We start from the raw sequence: 19,300 nt of genomic DNA on the forward strand, positions 1-19,300 counted from the left end.
AAAGGATGACTTGACCGGCGAAAGACCGGGTGGCGAAAGGATGCCTTCAGCTTACGCGAGATTCTGCTGGCCGCCAGTGCCAGCCCGCATGCCATGCAAAAAAGCCGCCGTCTCGGACACCGCATCCCGGATGCCGAGGCGTTTCACCTCGACGCTGGCCGGGAATGCCGTCAGCAGGCGCGACGGCAGCTGCGCATCCAGCACGACGAAGACGCCGTAATCGTCGGCGCGCCGCAGCAGACGGCCATAGGCCTGCTTCAGTTTCAGGCGCGTGAGAAGATCGTCATAGGCCTGGCCGCCGAAGGCCGCCTTGCGCGCCTTGTGCAGCAGGTCGGGTCGCGGCCAGGGCACGCGGTCGAACACGGCCAGCCGCAAACTCGCACCCGGCACATCGACGCCGTCGCGCATGGCATCGGTGCCGAGCAGGCAGGCATGTTCCTCGGCACGGAAGATATCGACCAGCGTGGCATTGTCGAGCGGATCGACATGCTGCGCGTAGAGCGGCAGCCCGGCGTCGGCTAGCGGCTTGAGGATGCGCTTCTGCACGGCGCGCAGGCGGAAGATCGCCGTGAACAGCCCGAGTGCGCCGCCATTGGCGGCAAGGAACAACTCGCGATAGGCGGCGGCCACCTGGTCCATCGCATCGCGCCGTACATCGGTGACGACAAAAATGCGTGTGCGGTTGGCGTAATCGAACGGCGAGGGGAAAGCGGCACGCCGCGCCGGCTGCGGCAGATGGCGGGCGCCGCTGCGGATCTCGGCGCTGTCCCAGGCAAGCTCCGGCGAAGCATCGGCCTTAGCCGGTGCGATGTCGCGCAAGGTGGCCGAGGTGACCGCCACACCATGCGCGGGCTTCAGCACGGCAGCGGCAAAGGGCAGCATCGGATCGAGATAGTGGCGATAGAGGCCGAGATCGAGGTCGCGGCCGTCGATGCGTTCCAGCCCGAACCAGTCGACGAAGGTCGACGGCGTTTCGGTCTGCAGGTCGAGCAGCATGCTGCGCCAGGCATCCAGCGTCAGCTTTCGCCGCAGCAGGCCGCGCAGCGCACCTTCGATGCGCGAGCGCGTCGCGGTATCCAGTTCGGCGGTTTCATCCGCCAGCATGTCGCTCAGGGCTTTGGTCAGCGTGTTGACCGGTTCCAGCACGCGGTCGATGCCGCTGGCAAACTCCATCGCGGCATCGATCAGGCCGTTGACGGGTTCCTTGGTCGGGCATTCCAGACCGTAAGGCGAGTCCGGCTGCGCGCTGCGCGCGAGAATCTGTTGCCGCGCCTTGTTCAGAAATTTCTCGCCCTGGCCAACCGGATTGCCGTCCGCGATGCGTGCCAGCCAGCCTTCGCCCGGCAGGCAGCGCGCCATCTCCACCACGGCTTCCAGCGCGGTACGGCCGCGTTCGTCCTGCGCCACCAGATCGCCGATGCGATTGGCGATGCCGCGGGCGCGGCTGCGCCGTCCGCCTTCCGGTCCGCGCAGCCAGCGCCGCAGGTCGACGCCTTCCATGCCGGTCAGGTGAGCGGCGAAGGCGCCGTCAGCGGCTTCAAACAGGTGATGGCCTTCGTCGAACACATAACGCAGCGGCTTCTGCGCATCGTCTTCTCCCCCAGAACTTCCTATGGCGGCCTGAATCATGACCAGCGCATGATTGGCAATCACCATCTCGGCCTTGCGCGATTTGCGCACGGCCCGCTCGATGAAACATTTGCGGTAATGCGGGCAGGCGGCGTGGATACATTCGCCGCGCTGGTCGGTCAGACCCAGGGTGCGGTTGCGGCCATGCAGGTCGGCGGCCCAGGCGGGAAAATCGCCGCCGGCCAGATCGCCGTCGCGCGTCGCACCGGCCCAGCGCGCAATGAGCGACAGCGGCACCATATCCTGCGGCCGCGCCGCGCCGCCCTGCGTCGCATCTTCCAGATTCAGCAGGCAGAGATAATTCTCGCGGCCCTTGCGGATGACGACGCGGCCTTGCTTTTCCGCCGGATCGGGAAACAGGCGGTCGAGTTCGTGATCCAGCTGCCGCTGCAGGTTCTTGGTATAGGTCGAGAGCCAGACCGTGCCGCCATTCTTCTCGGCCCAGACGCTGGCCGGCGCGATATAGCCCAGCGTCTTGCCGATGCCGGTGCCGGCCTCGGCCAGCACCATCTCGGGCATGCCGATCACTTCGCGCGGCGCAAAGGCCTGCGCCACGGTGGCGGCGTAGTCGGCCTGCGTCTCACGCAGTTCAGCGGTGGTGCCGAGCAGCTGCGCAAGTCGCTCACGCGCTTCAGAGGGCGACACCGATTGCGTATCGGGCGGCGGTGGCGGCGCGTAATCCACCCATTCGGGCAGTTCCTGCCAGATATCCAGCCCGCCAAAACCGCCGCTCGGCGCCTGCGTTGCTTCCGGCCCGAGGCCGAGCAGCAGATAGGGCGCCCAGGGCCAGCCGGATTTGTTCAGCAGCTGCGCCAGCCGCATCGACCGGCGCAACGCACGCGGCTGCTGGCGCGGCAGGTCTTCCAGCAGCATCTGGGCCGCGTGATGCAGATACTGCACGGCCTCTTCGTCATCGGCGGCGTCGAGGTTGAGCCGTTCGAGCAGGCCATGCGGCGTCGGCAGGCAGAAGCGCGCCGGCCGCACGAAGGCAAACAGGTCGAGCAGGTCGAAAGCCATGAAGGGCTCGACGCCGAGCTTGGCGGCGGTGGCCTTGAAATGCACCAGCAGCGGCGGCGTGGCGCGGGCGCGGCGCGCGGCGGCATCGGGCGACAGCTTTTCCAGGTGACCGTTCTCGAACCACCAGGCAACACCGCCGCCGGCCACCAGCGCCGGCAGTCGACCGAGCGCTTGAGAAAGATTGCTGCCGATACCTTCGCTACTCTGCATTGCCATCGCGTCAGGTTTGTCTGCGCTTCAATACTTGTTTGTCATGCGCGGACTTGATCCGCGCATCCCATTTTTGTCGCCTAAAATGGGATCCTCGGGTCAAGCCCGAGGATGACGATTTTTATCTTACTGCGCTGCCCAGACGATGCGAGCGATCCAGGCGATGTCCTGCACGTCGAAGCCGCGCTCAGGGTAAGCAGGATTGAAGGAGGCGAGTTCGATGCGGGTGAGCGTGCGGCGCGACAGCAGTTTGCACATCACTTCGCCCTGCGTGGTCTTGGCGATCACGCGGTCGCCGCGGCGCACGCTGGCGGCTGGCGATACGATCACCACATCGCCGTCGCGATAGACCGGCAGCATGCTGTCGCCGCTGATCTCCAACGCATAGGCCTGGCTGTCGCCGATCTCGGGGAAGGGCACCTTCTCCCAGCCTTCGCCGGTCGGGAAACCGGCATCGTCGAAGAAGCCGTCCTTACCGGCCTGGGCCAGGCCGATCAGCGGAATGCGCTGCGTGCTGCGCGGCACGCCGCCGCTTTCGCTCAGCAGGTCCATGAATTCCGGCACGCTGGCGCCGGTCGCCTCGATCACCTTGGCGATCGATTCCGTCGACGGCCAGCGCTGCTTGCCGTCGCGCGAAATGCGTTTCGACCGATTGAAGGTCGTTGGATCGAGACCGGCTTTGCGGGCGAGACCGGAGGCGGTGAGGTCGTAGCGTTCGGCAAGACCGTCGAGGGCAGCCCAGATGGCGCGATGTGTCAGCATGGGAAGATTGTCTTGCAAAACGGGTCATTTGCATACAGGAATATTATCTGATTTTTGCTTTGACATGAGAACATAATGGGAATTACATCTTGTCGTTAGGCGCGAAAGTCGCCTCTGTTCTGCTCGCCTCGGGTCTGGATGTGAAACAAATGAGCGAAAATCCAGCGAAACCCGGACTTCAATCGCCAGCTTCGGCTGCAGTCGCTCCCGCCAGACCGGAACGGGCCGTCGTGGTCTTTGCCGAAGACATCCGGCTGCCGAAGCTGCGCCGGCTCAAGCCGGGCTTCCGGCACTGCTATGCCTATCTGGCCATGCCGGGCGGCTGGGTCGGCATCGATCCTCTCTCACATATGATTGAGATAAAAGGGTTTTATGACTGGCCGGTGGATGCCGATCTGGCGGCGCATCTGCGCAGCCTGGGACACTGCGCCTTGACCGTTCCGGTTCTGGCGGCGCCCAAACGCCTGGCGCCGCCGCTGCCGTTTTCCTGTGTCGAGGTGGTCAAGCGTCTGATCGGCCTGCAGAGCTGGCGGATCAGAACACAATGGGAACTATTTCTGCATTTACGGAAAATATCCCTTGATTATGGATTTGTTTTGTTCTATATCTGGTTTTCATAGGAACAAATAGCAAACACTTCTGGTCGATCCGCGAAAGGACTTTGCCGCCATGGGTGGGATTTTCAGCTCTCCGTCGCCGCCGCCACCGCCTCCCGCGCCGCTGCCGCCCCCGGCCGAGCCGCCCGAGAGTGCCGCCGAACTGGCCGAGAAGGCGGCCCGCGACCGTCGTCGTCGCGCCCAGGGTGAAACCATCGCCACCTCGTGGCGCGGCGTGAACGACACCGACACCGAAACGCTGGGCGGCGGCAGTTCGACCGCCAGCCGCAGCGGCAAACGCCTGCTGGGCGAATGAGAGCGCAGATGTCTGGCAAGACCCGCATGACAACGACACAGGAAGAGTCGCGGAAAGATTCCGCAACTGATCCTCTGCATCCTGACGCGCTGCGTCGCCGCTACGACCGGCTGCGCAGCCAGCGCGGCAGCTGGGAAGCGCTGTGGCAGGACTGCTACGACTATTCGCTGCCGGCGCGCCGTCCGAATGCCGGATCAGGCAGCACTACAGGTCGTGTCGCTGAGCGCCTGTTCGATGCGACGGCGGCCGATGCGGCCGAGCAGCTGGCGGCCACCCTGCTGGCGCAGCTGACGCCGCCGTGGTCGCGCTGGTTTGCCTTCCAGCCCGGTCGCGACGTGCCGGAAGACCAGCGCGGCGCCATGGCGAGCGAACTCGATCGAACTGCTGAACTGCTGCAGGCGCAGTTCGACCGCAGTAATCTCGCCGTCGATCTACGCGCTTGCCCCGCGCCGCGAGATCGGCGAGCAGGCACCGTTCCTTGCCGATTTCCATCGTCTCGAACTGCCGGTGCTGGATCAGCATGACGAAAGCCGCTGGCCGGAACGTTTTCCGCGCGAAAGACTCGACAGCATCCGGCGCCGCACCGGCGCGGCGCGGTTCGCTGCGCAGATGCTGCTGCAGCCGGTCTCCACGGAAGACGCGCGCCTCGATCCCGACCGCATTCCGCTTTACGGCGGCGAGCTGGAGGTCGAACACCTGAGCGGCGACCGCATGCTGCTCAGCATCGAGGGCAAACGCATGGTCTCGGCCAGCTGCTGGTGGGATCCCGCCTTCGGCATGCCGCGCCATGGCGACGGCAGCGTGATCGCTGCGGTCTTTGGCGACACCGATGGTGGCTACTGGCTGCATCGCATCCAGTGGCTGGAGCAGCAGCCCGGCAGCAGCCTGGATGCCGCCAGCCAGCTTTGCGCGCAGGCCGCCGGCTTCGTGAAGGCATTGCATCTGCCCTCCGTGCGGCTGGAAACCAACGGCCTTGGCCGTTTCCTGCCCGGCCTGCTGCGCCGCGCGCTCAGTGCTGCCGACTGCGGCGCCGGCGTGGTCGAGCAGACCAGCCGCCAGTCGAAAACCGCCCGCATCCTGCAGGCTTTCGATGTGGTGCTGGCCGCCGGTGCATTGCAGGTGCATCGCAGCGTCGACGACACGCCCTTCTTTGCCGAGATGCGCGAATGGCGCGCCGACGGACGCAGCCGTGACGATGGGCTGGATGCGGTCTCGGGCTGCCTGCTGGCTGAGCCGGTGCGCTTCGGCCTGCTGCCGGCGCGGCCTGCGATGCCCGACTGGCGCGGCGGTGCCGGGCAGCATGTGGCGAAAACGGAATTCGAAGTGTGAAGGGAGGCCGTCATGATCGGACAATTTGCCATCGATCTGATGTGGTGGCTCAGCATGGTGGAACTGCCGGCGCTCGGCGGCCTGTTCTGGCTGATCCAGCACCAGCGCGACCGCCAGGAGCAGAATCTGCAGCAGATGCAGGCCGAACACCGCGCCGCCATCGGCGCGACGCGTGCTGCGCTTTCAGACTTTAAATTGGACGTCGCGCAGCGCTACGCCTCGATCGCGCATCTGAAGGATGTCGAGACGCGGCTGACCGAACATCTGCTGCGCATCGAGGCCAAACTCGGCCAGCCGGTCCGTCTGTAGGGGAGGGTGACATGCGTATCGACAGACTGCCAGCCGATCCGGCCGCCCGTGCGGTGGCTTGCGGAGACCATGCCTTCGCCCTGGATGTGCTGGCGCGTACGCTGTGGGGCGAGGCGCGCGGCGAAGGCCGCGACGGCATGCGCGGTGTGGCGAATGTCGTGCTCAACCGCGCCGCCCGTCCCGGCTGGTGGGGCCGCAGCGTGGCGGAGGTGTGTTTAAAGCCCTGGCAGTTTTCCTGCTGGCTGGAGAGCGATCCCAATCGCGCGAAGCTGCTCGGCGTGGACGGCCGCGACCGTGCATTTGCCACGGCGCTGTCGATCTCGGTCGATGCGCTGGCCGGCATCCTGCCGGACTACACCTTCGGCGCCACGCATTACCACGCGCTCGACTGCGAAGTGGCATGGAGCAAAGGCCGCACGCCCTGCGCGGTAATCGGCCGGCATGCCTTTTACAACGACATAGACTGAGAGACGACAATGCTCGACAAACTGCTGACCGCACAGATCGCCACGCCGATAGAGGCCATCGGCAATGTCTTCGACAAGCTGTTCACGTCCGATGACGAACGCGCCCAGGCCGAGGCCGTGCTGGAAAAACTGCGCCAGCATCCGGCCGAACTGCAGGTCGAGCTGAACAAGATCGAGGCAGCGCATCACTCGGTCTTTGTCGCCGGCTGGCGGCCTGCCGTGGGCTGGATCTGCGCCGCAGCTGTCGGCTGGGCCTATCTCGGCCATCCGCTGTTCCTGTGGGCGGCGGCGCTCTGGTCGCCCGGCCTGCAGCCGCCTGCCATCCATACCGACAGCCTTTTCGAACTGGTGCTGGCCATGCTCGGGATGGCGGGCCTGCGCAGTTTCGAGAAGGCGGCGGGGAAGCGGCGGTGAGAAGCCTCCGTCGTCATGCCGGGCTTGACCCGGCATCCCATTTTTTAATGGGCCTCCGGCTCAAGGCCGGGGTGACGGACTCCGCGCCTTCTGCTATCTCCAGCCCATGACCGTGATCTACCGCATCGTCTCGGCAGCCGACTGGCAGGCGGCACAGGCGGCCGGCACCTTCGCCGGCACCGCGCATGACCTGCGCGACGGCTTCATCCATTTCTCGACAGCGAAACAGGCGGCCGAAACCGCGGCGAAGCACTATGCCGGCAAGACCGACCTGCTGCTGCTCTATGTGCGCGACACCGATGTGGAAGCCCCGTTAAAGTGGGAAAGGTCGCGCAACGACGATCTCTTCCCGCATCTCTACGGCCAGCTTCCCGTGTCTGCCGTGTATCGCATCGATCCGCTGCCGCTGGGCGCCGACGGCCGGCATGTCTTCCCGGCGGATATGCCATGAGCGGCCCGGGAAATGTTCTGGTTCGCGACCCATACTGGGGTCAGCCGCTGATCTCCTACACCGTCGTGCAGATGCTGGAGCCGGCGGCGCGCGACACCTGCGTGGAGAGTCTGCGGCAGGTGTCCGCGATTGCCGGCGGCGCCGAACATCTGCTGATCGCGCCGGCCGAGACGTTTCATCTCTCGCTCTATGCCATCGCGCCGGTGCGCTCGGATTTCGACAAGGATGCCTGGTGGCAGGTGCATGGCCAACAGGCGCTGACCGTGTTCCGCCGCTGGTGCGGCACGCAGCCGGCAGCCGTGCTGAAATTCCGCGAGCTGCGCGTCACGTCTACTGCGGTGATCGCGGTGGCCGAGCCGCATGAGGCGGTCTGGAGCCTGCGCCGCCTGCTGCGCGCCGAAGTGCCGCAGCCGCCGGGTGGCACGCCGAATTACGACATGATCCACATGACCCTGGCGCGTTACGCGCAGCCTGACAGACTGCCAGCGGACTTCGCCGCCCGCGTTGCGGCCTTGCCGCTCACGCTCGATGTGCGGCTGTTCGAACCCACGCTGGTGCGTGAAACCGCCTATCCGCTGCTCGGCGGCAAACCGGTCGAGACGCATGTGCTGAAAACTCCGGAGACGGCGGCATGAGCCTCTATCGCAACCTGATCTTTCCGCTGGTGCGCAACATCGATGCCGAAACCGCGCATCGCGCCACGCTGAGGCTGCTGAGCTGTGCGCCGCTGCCGCCGCTGCTGCCGGACGATCCGGTGCTGGGGACGACGCTGTTCGGCAAACCCCTGCCCAATCCGGTCGGGCTGGCCGCCGGCTTCGACAAGAATGCCGAAGTGCCCGATGCCATGCTGCGGCTCGGTTTCGGCTTTGTCGAGGTGGGCGGCATCACGCCGCAGCCGCAGACCGGTAATCCGCGTCCGCGTGTGTTCCGCCTGCCCGAAGACCGCGCGGTGATCAACCGCATGGGTTTCAACAACGACGGGCTGGAGGTGACGGCGTCGCGGCTGCAGGCGCGCAAGGGCCAAGGAAAGCAACTGGGCGGTGTTGTCGCCGCCAATCTCGGTGCGAACAAGGACAGCGCGGATCGTCCGGGCGATTATGCGATCTCCTATGAGCGGCTGGCGCCGCTGGTCGATTTCGCCGTGGTGAACGTGTCGTCGCCCAATACGCCGGGCCTGCGCAACCTGCAGGGCCGCGAGGAGCTGGCGGCATTGCTGGCGCGGCTGCAGCCGCTGCATGAAAAACTGAAGACGCCGCTGCTGGTCAAAATTGCCCCCGACCTTGCAGAAGAAGATATCCGCGACGTCGCCGACCTGGCGCTGCAATTCCGGCTGGATGGTATCATTGCCACCAACACCACGGTGACGCGGCCGGAGACTTTGCGGAGCGGCAATCGCGGCGAGACCGGCGGGCTCTCGGGCGCACCGCTGTTCGAGCTTTCAACAATGGTGCTGAAGCAGCTCTACGGCTTCACCGGCGGCAAGGTGCCGCTGATCGGGGTCGGCGGCATTGCTTCGGGCGCGCAGGCCTATGCCAAGATCCGCGCCGGTGCCTCGGCCGTGCAGCTGTATTCGGCGCTGGTCTACGAAGGCCCCGGCCTGGTCGGCCGCATCAAGCGCGAACTGGCCACGCTGCTGAAGCGCGACGGGTTCCGCAGCGTGGCGGACGCGGTGGGCGCAGACGTTAAGTAAGACAAATCGTCATACGTGGGCTTGACCCGCGTATCCCATTTAATGGGATGCCCGGATCAAGCCCGGGCATGACAGTACTATTTTCAGGTGTCATGGCCGGACTTGTTCCGGCCATCCACGCCTTAAAAGAAACGGCGCCACTTCAAAGAAGGCGGTGCAAAGACCAACACCTATCTATTGCTTTGGTACCAGTTCAACAGGCTGAGTATATAGCTGGTATTGCGAGATTGTGTTGCCTCGCCAAGCTCGGCTCTGCCGATCTGGCCCGAACGTAGTTTCTGGTAATAAGGATACACTTTCTCGAACTCGGATTTCGTTACGCGTCTTTCGTTTTGGGTGCGAAGACTTTTGACAAGGACGGCATTCCTCTCACATTCGACGACGGCAAACTGATTTCCGGAGTAACCTCGAACACCCCAGTTTTCCACTTTTTGGTTTTTGCTGAGATTGGCCTGAAGATACTGCCAAACCTGTTCAAAGGCCGACATGGAATACCCCCGCTGCTTATCGTCTGAATTATATATTTAGTATGTTGAGGATGAAACACTGTTGTCACCCTCGGGCTTGCCCCGAGGGTCCATCCCATGGTCATCGCATGCGGGATGGGACAGATGGATTCTCGGGGCGAGCCCGAGAATGACGGTTTTAGAGTTCGTACAAAAAAAGCGGCGCCGGTGAGGGCGCCGCTCTGTCGGATTTCAGTATGGAAGTGGCGGCTTACCCGTTCTTCACCGGGTTGCGCAGCAGGCCGACCTTCTCGATCTCGATCTCGATGATGTCGCCGTCCTTCATGTAGACCGGCGGGTTGCGCTTGGTGCCGACGCCGCCCGGGGTGCCGGTGGCAATCACGTCGCCGGGTTCCAGCACCGTGAAGGTCGTCACATACTTGATGATCTTGCGGATGTTAAAGGTCATCAGGTCGGTGTTGGAGGACTGCATCACCTGGCCGTTCAGGCGGCTCTGGATCGCCAGCTTCTGGGCGTCGGGGATATCGTCTGCCGTCACCATCCAGGGTCCGAAGCCGCCGGTGGCGTTGAAGTTCTTGCCGGGGGTGAACTGGCCGGTATGGGTCTGCCAGTCGCGCACCGAGCCGTCGTTGTAGCAGGCGTAACCGGCGACGATGCTGAAGGCATCGTCTTCCGACACCTTGTAGCCGCGCTTGCCGATGATCACGGCCAGTTCGGCTTCGTAATCCAGCTTGTCGGATTCGGCAGGCTTCAGCAGGGGCTGATTATGGGCGACCTGGCTTTCAGGGAAGCGCACGAAGATGGTGGGATGGCCCGGCGGCTCGCGGCCCATCTCGCGGCGGTGTTCGTCGTAGTTGACGCCGACGCAGATGATCTTGCCCGGATTGGGTATCACCGGCAGCAAGGTCGTGCCTTCATACTTGAGGTCGGCCGATTGACCCTTGGCGGCGGCTTCCACCTCGGCCAGCGCGCCGGCCTTCAGCACGGCGACCAGGTCGGCGTATTTCGCGCCCAGCCTGGCGCCCACATCGACGATGCCGTCATTCACGACCACGCCGTAAGAGCTCTTGCCATTACGGACGAAGCTCACCACTTTCATCGGACTGCTCCCTGCCGGAAAAAGAAAATGCGGTATAATTGGGGTGCAGACGATACGCTCCGCATTGCACCCCGACAAGCACCCCCCAGCCTAGTTCACCCATCGCGCCCCGCCCAGCCATGACCGACTTGAAAAAATCGCTACCCAGCTTGCTGATTCCGCGACTCTGGCCGGCCGATCGCCCGGACCTGCGCCGCCGCGTGGTGATCGCCTTCGGCTTCCTGCTGCTGGCCAAGCTGGTCAATGTCACCGTGCCGTATTTCTTCAAGCAGGCCGTCGACCTGCTCGACCGCGGCATGAATGCGAACCAATTGGCGATTGGCACAGGCTTCATTGCTTCGGTACTGGGGATGGTGCTGGCCTACGGCATCGCCCGCATGCTCGCCCAGGGCTTTGGCGAGCTGCGCGATGCGGTCTTTGCCAAGGTGGCGCAGGCCGCCATTCGCAACCTGGCGCTGGAAACCTTCAACCACCTGCATGCGCTGTCGCTGCGGTTCCATCTCGAACGCCAGACCGGCGGCCTGTCCCGCGTGATCGAACGCGGCACCAAGGGCATCCAGTTCGTATTGCAGTTCATGACCTTCAACATCGTGCCGACGCTGGTCGAGATCGGCTTGGTCGGCGGTGTGCTGTGGTGGCTGTATGGCTGGACCTTCGCTGCCATCACCGTGGTCACCATCGGCGGCTATATCTTCTACACGCTGGCGATCACCGAATGGCGCACCAAGTATCGCCGCCAGATGAATGACGAGGACCAGCGCGCCAACACGCGTGCCGTCGACAGCCTGTTGAACTACGAGACGGTGAAGTATTTCACCAACGAGGCGCATGAAGCACATCGCTTCGACGACGCCATGATGCGCTACGAAAAGGCGGCGGTGAAAAGCCAGACCTCGCTGGCCTATCTCAACCTCGGCCAGGGCGCCATCATCGCCATCGGGCTGATCGGCGTGATGAGTCTGGCCGTGCTCGGCGTGCGCGACGGCAGCATGACCTTGGGCGACCTTGTCATGGTCAATGCCTATCTGATCCAGCTGTATCTGCCGCTCAACTTCCTTGGTTTTGCCTATCGCGAGATCAAGCAGGGCCTGGTCGATATGGAGGCGATGTTCAAGCTGCTCGACGTGTCGCAGGAAGTGCAGGATCGCCCCGATGCGCCGGCGCTGCTGGTCGAGCGTGGCGAGGTTGTCTTCGAGGACGTGCGCTTTGCCTACGATCCGCGCCGCGAGATTCTCGCCGGCGTCTCTTTCCGCATTCAGCCGGGCCGCAAGGTCGCCGTCGTCGGCGCCTCGGGTGCGGGAAAGTCGACCTTGTCCCGGCTGCTGTACCGCTTCTACGACATCGGCAGCGGCAGCATCCGCATCGACGGCCAGGATATCCGCGAGGTCTCGCAGGCCTCGTTGCGGCGCTGCATCGGCATCGTGCCGCAGGATACCGTGCTGTTCAACGATACGATTCTCTACAATATCCGTTACGGTCGCGTGGAAGCGTCGGATGCCGACGTGGCCGAAGCCGCGCGGCTCGCGCAGCTCGATCACCTGATCGCGCGTCTGCCCGACGGCATGCAGACCATGGTGGGCGAGCGCGGCTTGAAACTGTCCGGCGGCGAGAAGCAGCGCGTGGCGATTGCGCGTGCGCTGCTGAAGAACCCGAAGATCATGGTCTTCGACGAGGCGACCTCGGCGCTGGATACCCATACCGAACGCGAGATTCAATCCGCACTGAGCCGTGCAGCGGAAGGCTGCACGACTTTGGTGATCGCGCATCGGCTGTCCACTGTGGTGGATGCCGACGAGATCATCGTGTTCGACCAGGGCCGTATCGCCGAACGCGGCCGCCATCATGCTTTGCTGGCGCAGGGCGGGCTGTATGCCGCGCTGTGGCAGAAGCAGCAGGAAGCCCGCGCGCTGGAAGAACAGGCCGAGGGCGAGACGGTTAGCGTGCTGTCGGCGGCGGGGGATTAAGACCTTCACCCTCCCACCGCTTCGCGGCGGTGCCCTCCCTCTCCCACGAGTGGGAGAGGGTAAATGTGGTGCAGTCCTCCCTCTCCCGCTTGCGGGAGAGGGTCGGGGTGAGGGCCTTCTCTTTTACCAGCTCCCCGTCTCCAGCAGCTGCATCGCATAAGCCGGCTGGCTCCAGCGGATCGGTAGCGCGCCCTGCAGGATGCGGCCTTCCTCGACGCGCAGGCGCAGCAGGCGCAACGCGCCCTGGAAGCGCTCGACCTCGGGCCCGTCCCAGACGATCTCGGCCTGGCCGGTGATCTGCAGCAGGTCACCGCTGTCGTAATTGACCACCAGCAAACCCGCGCGGCTGTCGAGCGCGATATTGCCCAGCGTGTTGAAGAAATTGTTGCCGCGGAAATCCGGAAGGGTCAGCTGCGTGAAGCCGGCGCGCTGTTCGACCCTGACGAAGCCCGGCTTGCCGCCGCGATGCGAGACATCGACGCCTTCGTCTTTCGCATGCGTGGCGATGAACAGCGTGTCGGTCTCGGCCAGCATCAATGCGGCGCGCGGCGACAGCACGGAATCTTCCGGCTTCACCGGCGGTTCGGCCGGCGCGCCGACCAGCCGCGGCAGTCGCGCCTGGATATACTGCGGGCAATTGCCGAAACTCTGTTCGACATGCACGGTAAAACCATCGTCCTGCAAATGCGTGACGCGGCCGTTCATGCGGTTGCGCCGCCGCGTCTCCGGCTGCAGGCCGAGGATGCCGAGCTGCGCGTTCTGCTTCAGGTTCTGCGCCAGCATGTCGCCGGGCGCAGGCTTCGCGCTCACCTGCAAGGTCACCGGATCGGGCGAGGTCACGAAGCCGGGCTTGCCGGCCAGCATCGAGGCCCAGGGACGGCCGGCATCGTCCACGCTGCCGACGACAAGCGTGGGCAGAAGGGCGAAGAAATCGCGATGCTGGTCGGGCATGAAATCGCGCAAAGCGATCTCGGCGGTGCGCGCCATGCGTTTGGGCAGTGCCGGATGCACGCGCGCCTGCAACTGCTGCTCGCCCTCGTGAAAGCGTCCCATGGCACTACGCTCTCATCGGCACAAAGCCGGGCAGCGCTTCGATGCGCGCGATCCAGGCGCGGATACCGGGATACGGTTCCAGCGACACATCGCCTTCGGGCGCATGTGCCGTATAGGAGTAGAGCGCGATATCGGCAATCGTCGCATGCGTGGCGGCGAGCCAGTCGCGGCCCTGCAGATGCTGCTCCATCACGTCGAAGAGCTGTGTTGCCGCCTGCCGGCAGGCATCATGGTCGAAGGGCGAACTGAACAGCTTCACCATGCGGGCGCGGGCCGGGCCCATCAGCAGTTGCCCGGCAGCGACCGAGAGCCAGCGCTGCACCTGCGCGGCCGTCGCCGGATCGGCGGGCAGCCACCGGCCGCTGCGGTCATACTTGCCGGCGAGATAGACCAGGATCGCATTGCTGTCGGCGATGACGACAGGATTCTCCGGGTCACCATCCTCCAGTACCGGCACCTGGCCGAAGGCGTTCATCGCCAGATAGGAAGGCTGCTTCTGGGCGCCGCCGCGCAGGTCGACATCGACCACTTCAGCCTGCAGCCCGAGCAGGGCCAGCATCAGCCGGGCGCGATGGGCATGGCCGGAGAGGGGAAAGCTATGGAGACGGAGCGTCATGGGGTCGGTCCTTACATATAATAAGAGGTGGCCCAATCTGGCATTTCGGCTGGAAAACAGAATAACCCCATTTGACAAGTCACTATTTCAATTTATGAAATAATCCCATGGACCGGCTCGACGCCATGCGCATCTTCCTCACCGTCGCGGAGAAGTCCGGCTTCGCCGAGGCCGCCCGGCATCTGCGGCTGTCGCCGCCTTCGGTGACGCGGGCGATTGCGACCCTGGAGGAGCGGCTCGGCACCAGCCTGTTCCAGCGCTCGACCCGGCATGTCCGCCTGACCCAGGCCGGCCAGCGTTTCCTGATGGATGCGCGCCGCATCCTGTCCGACCTCGAGGAAGCCGAGGCCTCGGCCGCCGGCGACCATGGCGCGCCGAGCGGCGATCTTTCGATCACCGCCTCGCAGATGTTCGGCAGCATCTATATCGCGCCGCTGGTGCAGGATTTTCTCAGGATTCATCCGGCAGTGAATGCGCGGCTGCTGCTGCTCGACCGCGTCACCAATCTGATCGACGAGGGCTTCGATATCGCCGTGCGCATCGCGCAGCTACAGGATTCTTCATTGCGCGCCATCCGCGTCGGCGCGGTGCGCCGCGTGATCGTCGCCGCGCCGGAGTATCTGGCGCAGCATGGCGAGCCGCAGACGCCCGACGATCTGCTGCAGCATGATGCGATTGCCTTTTCATCCTCGGCGGCGGCCGACCAGTGGATCTTCAGGGACAACCAACGCGTGGCGCCGCCGGCACGGTTCACGGTGAATTCCTCCGATGTGGCGATCAAGGCAGCGATTGCCGGGCGCGGCGTCACGCGCGTGCTCAGCTATATGGTGGCGCCGGCGCTGGCCGCAGGCCAGTTGAAAATCCTGCTCGCCGACCATGAACTGCCGCCGACACCGGTGCAGCTGGTGCATGCCGAAGGCCGCCGCGCCAATGCGAAAGTGCGCGCCTTCCTCGACTTCGCCGTCGAGCGGCTGCGCACAGAACCCGTGCTGCAGAACTGAATAGAAGGAGAGGGGTATGAGCGCGTCAGCCTTCAAAGCCATCACGGCGATTGATTACACCGTGATCTATGTGCGCGATCTGGCCGCCATGCGCCGCTTCTATGAGGACGTGCTTTGCTTCGAACTGATCCGCGAACTCTCGCCGCGCTGGATCGAATATCGCGTGGGCGCAAATACGCTGGCGCTCGCGCTGCCGGGCCTCACGGCCAAAGACGATCCGGTGCCGAAGCACACGGCCGCGCTGCAGCTTGCTTTCCGGGTCGCGCGCGACGATGTCGATGCCTGCGCCGCCGAATTGACGAAGCAGGGCATCGCGCTGGTGCTGCCGCCGACGGACCAGCCCTTCGGCCATCGCACGCTGTTCTTCCGCGACCCCGACGGCAACCTGCTGGAGATCTATGCGGAGATTTGAAGAGGCGCCCAAGTTGCATCCCCGCGAAAGCGGGGATCCAGGGCCACTTGATAAATCTTGCCTGTGATCTGGATTCCCGCTTTCGCGGGAATGACGAAGAGGGCCAATTGCACCCTCCCAACACGGATTAACGCCATAAATCCACCCGACGGGCCTTTAAGCGCGCGGCGGCAGTAGCTACATTCCGCCCAGCCTCATTCCGCCAAAGGTTTACGTCGCCCATGGACACCATCCGTTCCGTTCTGGTCCCGATCCACCGCGAAGGCTGGAAGTTCATCGCCATCTTCGCGGTCGCGACCCTGGTGCTGTTCTGGATCGCCGAACCGCTCGGCTGGCTCGGCGTGATCCTGACCTGCTGGTGCGCCTATTTCTTCCGCGACCCGCCGCGCGTCACCCCGGTGCGCGACGGCCTGCTGATCTCGCCCGCCGACGGCGTGGTGCAGATGATCGAACGCGCCGTGCCGCCGGAAGAACTCGGCATGGGCAGCGATGCCCGCACCCGCATTTCCGTGTTCATGAATGTATTCGACGTGCATGTGAACCGTGCGCCGGTCGATGCCAGCGTGGTGGCCGTGGCCTATCGCCCCGGCAAGTTCCTCAATGCCGCGCTCGACAAGGCCAGTATCGACAACGAACGCCAGTCACTGCGCATGAAGCTGAACAATGGCAAGGAAATCGCGGTCGTCCAGATCGCCGGGCTGGTCGCCCGCCGCATCCTGTGCGAGGCCCGCGAGGGCCAGAGCTACAAGGCCGGCGAACGTTTCGGCCTGATCCGCTTCGGCAGCCGCGTCGACGTCTATCTCGATGACGGCATGGTGCCGCTGGCGGTGACCGGCCAGCGCTGCGTGGCCGGTGAAACCGTGATCGCCGAGGACGGCGCCAGCGAACAGCCGCGCGTCGGCGAAGTTCGTTAGGGACAAAGTCCGGTAACGTCGCCTCTTTCTGGCGTTATCTTTTTAATCCTGCCGTAACCCAGCCTGCTTAAGCTTGGTGGGGCGTGCCGGAAGGAGGCATCCCAGTGCCGATGGAGTGGGGCCGATGAAGCTGAAACCGCCGCAGCGCCTGGGCAAACTGCCGCTCAACACGCTGGCGCCGAATATCCTCACCATCATCGCGCTCTGTTCGGGGCTGACCGCGATCCGTTTTGCGTTGCTCGGCCAGTTCAAATTCGCCGTGCTGGCCATCGCCACGGCGGCCTTCTTCGACATGCTGGATGGCCGTGTCGCGCGGCTGCTGAAAGGCGCCTCGAAATTCGGCGCCGAACTGGATTCGCTGTCGGACTTCCTCAGCTTCGGCGTCGCGCCGGCGATGGTGCTGTATTTCTGGACGCTGCACGATCTCGGGGCCGGCGGCAATACCGGCTGGCTGGTCGTGCTGGCCTTTGCCGTCTGCGCGGCGCTGCGCCTTGCGCGTTTCAACACCGCACTCGATGACGACAGCAAGCCGGTCTGGACCGGCAGCTTCTTCACCGGCGTGCCGGCGCCGGCCGGCGCCGGCCTGAGTCTGCTGTTCCTGATCATCAACCTGGAACTCGAAAGCGCCTTTTTCGCCTCGCCCTTCCTCAATGCGGTCTGGATGCTGTGCATCGGCGGGTTGATGATCAGCCGCGTGCCGACATACTCGTTCAAGCGCGTGCGGGTGAAGCGCGAATATGTCGGCCTCGTGCTGCTCGGCGTCGGGCTTCTCGTGGCGGCCTTGCTGAACCAGCCGTGGTATACGCTGGCGGCGATGGAGATCGCCTACATCGCGTCGATCCCGCTCTCGATCAAGGCGCATGACAGGCTGAAACGCGGCGATGCCCAGGCGCAGACCGGAGATATGGCCGATGCGGCAGCAGCCTCCGCAGCCATGCCCGCTGCGCCTGCTGCCGGCAGCGACGCGGACGGCGAAAGCAAGCCCGGCAGCACGCCGGGAGTCCTACACTAAAACTTTCCCGCCCGCATCATGCGTGCCGCAATTCTCGCGGGTCTGTTCAGCATTTTTGCCTGTGCATCCACAGCGCAGGCCGCCGATGCCGATCTGCGCAACATCGTCGACCGCGCCTTCCGCCCGCTGCTGCAGGCGCATGACGTGCCCGGCATGGCCGTCGCCATCACGGCCAGTGGCCGCACGGAAATCGTCACCTACGGCGTGGCGTCGAAAGAGAGTAAGGCGCCGGTGACTCCCGACACGCTGTTCGAGCTCGGCTCGGTCAGCAAGACCTTCACCGGCATTCTCGGCGGCTATGCGGTCGCGCTCGGCCGCACGACGCTCAATGATCATCCCGGCCAGTATCTGCCGGCGTTGCGTGGCAGTGCAGTGGATCGTGCCACCCTGCTGCAACTCGGCACCTACACCGCCGGAGGATTGCCGCTGCAATTCCCGGCTGATGTCACCAGCCATGAGCGCATGATCGACTGGTTACAGCATTGGTCGCCGTCAGCGGCACCCGGCACGCAGCGGCGCTATTCCAATCCCAGCATCGGGTTATTCGGTCATCTTGCCGCCATGTCGCTGGGGCGCGATTTCGCCACACTGGCGGAACGCGAGCTGTTTCCGCAATTCGGCCTGCGCAGCACCTTCGTGCGCGTGCCGAAGCCGGAGATGGCGCGCTATGCGCAGGGCTATGATCGCGCGAACCGGCCGGTGCGCGTCAATCCCGGCGTGTTCGATGCCGAAGCCTATGGCGTGAAGTCATCGGCCGCCGACATGATCCGCTTTATCCAGTGCAACTTACGCCCTGCGGAACTGGAGCCGCCGATGCGGCGCGCAGTGGAAATCGCGCAGAGCGGCTATGCGAAGATCGGATCCATGATTCAGGGACTGGGATGGGAGCAGTATTCCTGGCCGGTGAAACTGGAACAGCTGCAAGCTGGCAATGGCGAACAGATGAGCCGGCAGGACAACGCGGCCACGACACTGTCGCCGCCGCAGCCTCCGTCGGCTTCGCGCCTATATAACAAGACCGGTGCGACGAACGGCTTCGGCGCCTATGTCGCCTTCCTGCCGGAAAAGAATGTCGGCCTTGTCATGTTGGCCAACCGCAACCTGCCGATCCCGGCGCGCGTCACGGCGGCCCATGCCGTGCTGGATCAGCTGGCGCGCCCATAACCTAGTGAATGGTCAGTGACTGCTGCGCCGGCGCTTGTCCAGCCTGGCTTTCAGCTTGGCGGCAAAGTCGCCGCCGTCATCCTTCTGCGCCAGGAACAGTTCGATCGCCAGCGTGGCGCGATCCTGGTCGGTGGTGGGAGGTCCTTTCCTGGCGATCTTCTCGCCGAGGCGCAGGATCTGCGGATTGAGCCTGGCGCGGATCGCCCGGATCTGCTGCGCCAGCAGGATGCGCGGGTCCCGGGACTCGCTCTTGGCCGGCCCGGTGTATTTCTGGGTGGGTTTGGCCGCCGGAACCGGCTCCGCGCCGAACAGCCGGGCCAGCAGGCCGGGCTTCGCCGGAGTCTTCTGGGCAGGTTTGGACAGCTTGGGCTTGGACAAGACGGCGGCTCTTTCCCGGTGCGGTTCTGC

The 19,300-nt window shown here is 64.6% G+C and carries 22 protein-coding genes and 1 pseudogene; 16 read left to right on the top strand and 7 right to left on the bottom strand.

Features of this window, described 5'->3' with window-relative positions:
- Positions 1-51 precede the first annotated feature (51 nt).
- Both CTR53_RS01810 and CTR53_RS01815 read right to left on the bottom strand, forming a co-directional pair.
- Positions 52-2,862, bottom strand: coding sequence for an ATP-dependent DNA helicase (locus CTR53_RS01810; protein ID WP_290808901.1), 2,811 nt, complete (start codon positions 2,860-2,862; stop codon positions 52-54).
- A 120-nt stretch (positions 2,863-2,982) separates the two neighbouring features.
- On the bottom strand, positions 2,983-3,618 hold the full coding sequence (locus CTR53_RS01815; RefSeq protein WP_290808903.1) for a helix-turn-helix transcriptional regulator: 636 nt from the start codon (positions 3,616-3,618) through the stop codon (positions 2,983-2,985).
- Between the two features lie 89 nt (positions 3,619-3,707).
- Between CTR53_RS01815 and CTR53_RS01820 the strand changes: the two genes are divergently transcribed.
- The 10 genes from CTR53_RS01820 to CTR53_RS01865 all read left to right on the top strand — a co-directional run bounded on the left by CTR53_RS01820 (position 3,708) and on the right by CTR53_RS01865 (position 9,190).
- The gene (locus CTR53_RS01820; protein ID WP_290808905.1) at positions 3,708-4,238 is read left to right on the top strand and encodes a hypothetical protein; all 531 of its coding nucleotides are present in this window, start codon (positions 3,708-3,710) and stop codon (positions 4,236-4,238) included.
- 49 nt (positions 4,239-4,287) lie between these two features.
- Complete coding sequence (locus CTR53_RS01825; RefSeq protein ID WP_290808907.1) at positions 4,288-4,530, top strand: hypothetical protein; 243 nt, start codon at positions 4,288-4,290, stop codon at positions 4,528-4,530.
- Between the two features lie 8 nt (positions 4,531-4,538).
- Positions 4,539-5,054 carry a portal protein gene (locus CTR53_RS01830; RefSeq protein ID WP_290808909.1) on the top strand — a complete coding sequence of 172 codons (516 nt, stop codon included), beginning with the start codon at positions 4,539-4,541 and terminating at the stop codon, positions 5,052-5,054.
- Positions 5,038-5,859: a hypothetical protein gene (locus CTR53_RS01835; protein ID WP_290808911.1), complete on the top strand. Its 822-nt coding sequence runs from the start codon at positions 5,038-5,040 to the stop codon at positions 5,857-5,859. Before CTR53_RS01830 ends, CTR53_RS01835 begins: the two co-directional genes overlap by 17 nt.
- A 12-nt stretch (positions 5,860-5,871) precedes the next feature.
- The gene (locus CTR53_RS01840) at positions 5,872-6,168 is read left to right on the top strand and encodes a hypothetical protein (protein ID WP_290808912.1); all 297 of its coding nucleotides are present in this window, start codon (positions 5,872-5,874) and stop codon (positions 6,166-6,168) included.
- Between the two features lie 11 nt (positions 6,169-6,179).
- A complete protein-coding gene (locus tag CTR53_RS01845) occupies positions 6,180-6,635 on the top strand; it encodes a cell wall hydrolase (protein ID WP_290808914.1) in 456 nt (151 codons plus the stop codon).
- A 9-nt stretch (positions 6,636-6,644) separates the two neighbouring features.
- A complete protein-coding gene (locus CTR53_RS01850; RefSeq protein ID WP_290808916.1) occupies positions 6,645-7,049 on the top strand; it encodes a 3TM-type holin in 405 nt (134 codons plus the stop codon).
- A 106-nt stretch (positions 7,050-7,155) separates the two neighbouring features.
- A complete protein-coding gene (locus tag CTR53_RS01855) occupies positions 7,156-7,500 on the top strand; it encodes a DUF952 domain-containing protein (protein ID WP_290808918.1) in 345 nt (114 codons plus the stop codon).
- Positions 7,497-8,135, top strand: coding sequence for a hypothetical protein (locus CTR53_RS01860; RefSeq protein WP_290808920.1), 639 nt, complete (start codon positions 7,497-7,499; stop codon positions 8,133-8,135). Before CTR53_RS01855 ends, CTR53_RS01860 begins: the two co-directional genes overlap by 4 nt.
- The gene (locus CTR53_RS01865; RefSeq protein WP_290808922.1) at positions 8,132-9,190 is read left to right on the top strand and encodes a quinone-dependent dihydroorotate dehydrogenase; all 1,059 of its coding nucleotides are present in this window, start codon (positions 8,132-8,134) and stop codon (positions 9,188-9,190) included. The genes CTR53_RS01860 and CTR53_RS01865 overlap by 4 nt, the downstream gene beginning before the upstream one ends.
- A gap of 170 nt (positions 9,191-9,360) precedes the next feature.
- On the opposite strand, the gene CTR53_RS01870 is transcribed toward CTR53_RS01865, so the two are convergent.
- Together CTR53_RS01870 and CTR53_RS01875 are read right to left on the bottom strand one after the other, a co-directional pair.
- Complete coding sequence (locus CTR53_RS01870) at positions 9,361-9,678, bottom strand: hypothetical protein (protein ID WP_290808925.1); 318 nt, start codon at positions 9,676-9,678, stop codon at positions 9,361-9,363.
- Between the two features lie 229 nt (positions 9,679-9,907).
- Positions 9,908-10,756, bottom strand: a complete 849-nt coding sequence (locus tag CTR53_RS01875; RefSeq protein WP_290808927.1) for a fumarylacetoacetate hydrolase family protein — start codon at positions 10,754-10,756, stop codon at positions 9,908-9,910.
- Between the two features lie 119 nt (positions 10,757-10,875).
- Between CTR53_RS01875 and CTR53_RS01880 the strand changes: the two genes are divergently transcribed.
- On the top strand, positions 10,876-12,720 hold the full coding sequence (locus tag CTR53_RS01880) for an ABC transporter ATP-binding protein/permease (RefSeq protein WP_290808930.1): 1,845 nt from the start codon (positions 10,876-10,878) through the stop codon (positions 12,718-12,720).
- Positions 12,721-12,843: 123 nt separating this feature from the next.
- Here CTR53_RS01880 and CTR53_RS01885 read toward each other — a convergent pair whose 3' ends face one another.
- Both CTR53_RS01885 and CTR53_RS01890 read right to left on the bottom strand, forming a co-directional pair.
- Entirely contained in the window at positions 12,844-13,773 is a 930-nt protein-coding gene (locus CTR53_RS01885; RefSeq protein WP_290808932.1) for a pyridoxamine 5'-phosphate oxidase family protein, read from the bottom strand.
- 4 nt (positions 13,774-13,777) lie between these two features.
- Entirely contained in the window at positions 13,778-14,389 is a 612-nt protein-coding gene (locus CTR53_RS01890) for a glutathione S-transferase family protein (protein ID WP_290808934.1), read from the bottom strand.
- A gap of 107 nt (positions 14,390-14,496) precedes the next feature.
- On the opposite strand from CTR53_RS01890, the gene CTR53_RS01895 reads away from it, so the two are divergent.
- The 5 genes and pseudogenes from CTR53_RS01895 (at position 14,497) to ampC (ending at position 18,892) form a co-directional block, all read left to right on the top strand.
- Positions 14,497-15,390: a LysR substrate-binding domain-containing protein gene (locus CTR53_RS01895; RefSeq protein ID WP_290808936.1), complete on the top strand. Its 894-nt coding sequence runs from the start codon at positions 14,497-14,499 to the stop codon at positions 15,388-15,390.
- Positions 15,391-15,406: 16 nt separating this feature from the next.
- Positions 15,407-15,802: a VOC family protein gene (locus CTR53_RS01900; protein WP_290808938.1), complete on the top strand. Its 396-nt coding sequence runs from the start codon at positions 15,407-15,409 to the stop codon at positions 15,800-15,802.
- 218 nt (positions 15,803-16,020) lie between these two features.
- Positions 16,021-16,716, top strand: a pseudogene (locus tag CTR53_RS01905) (phosphatidylserine decarboxylase); the annotation flags it as partial.
- Positions 16,717-16,840: 124 nt separating this feature from the next.
- On the top strand, positions 16,841-17,728 hold the full coding sequence (pssA, locus tag CTR53_RS01910) for a CDP-diacylglycerol--serine O-phosphatidyltransferase (protein WP_290808940.1): 888 nt from the start codon (positions 16,841-16,843) through the stop codon (positions 17,726-17,728).
- Between the two features lie 18 nt (positions 17,729-17,746).
- Positions 17,747-18,892, top strand: a complete 1,146-nt coding sequence (gene ampC / locus CTR53_RS01915; RefSeq protein WP_290808942.1) for a class C beta-lactamase — start codon at positions 17,747-17,749, stop codon at positions 18,890-18,892.
- 12 nt (positions 18,893-18,904) lie between these two features.
- Here ampC and CTR53_RS01920 read toward each other — a convergent pair whose 3' ends face one another.
- Complete coding sequence (locus CTR53_RS01920) at positions 18,905-19,270, bottom strand: hypothetical protein (protein ID WP_290808944.1); 366 nt, start codon at positions 19,268-19,270, stop codon at positions 18,905-18,907.
- Positions 19,271-19,300: the final 30 nt, after the last annotated feature.

The sequence above is a fragment of the Ferrovibrio sp. genome (genome assembly GCF_002796975.1).
GTDB lineage: Bacteria > Pseudomonadota > Alphaproteobacteria > Ferrovibrionales > Ferrovibrionaceae > Ferrovibrio.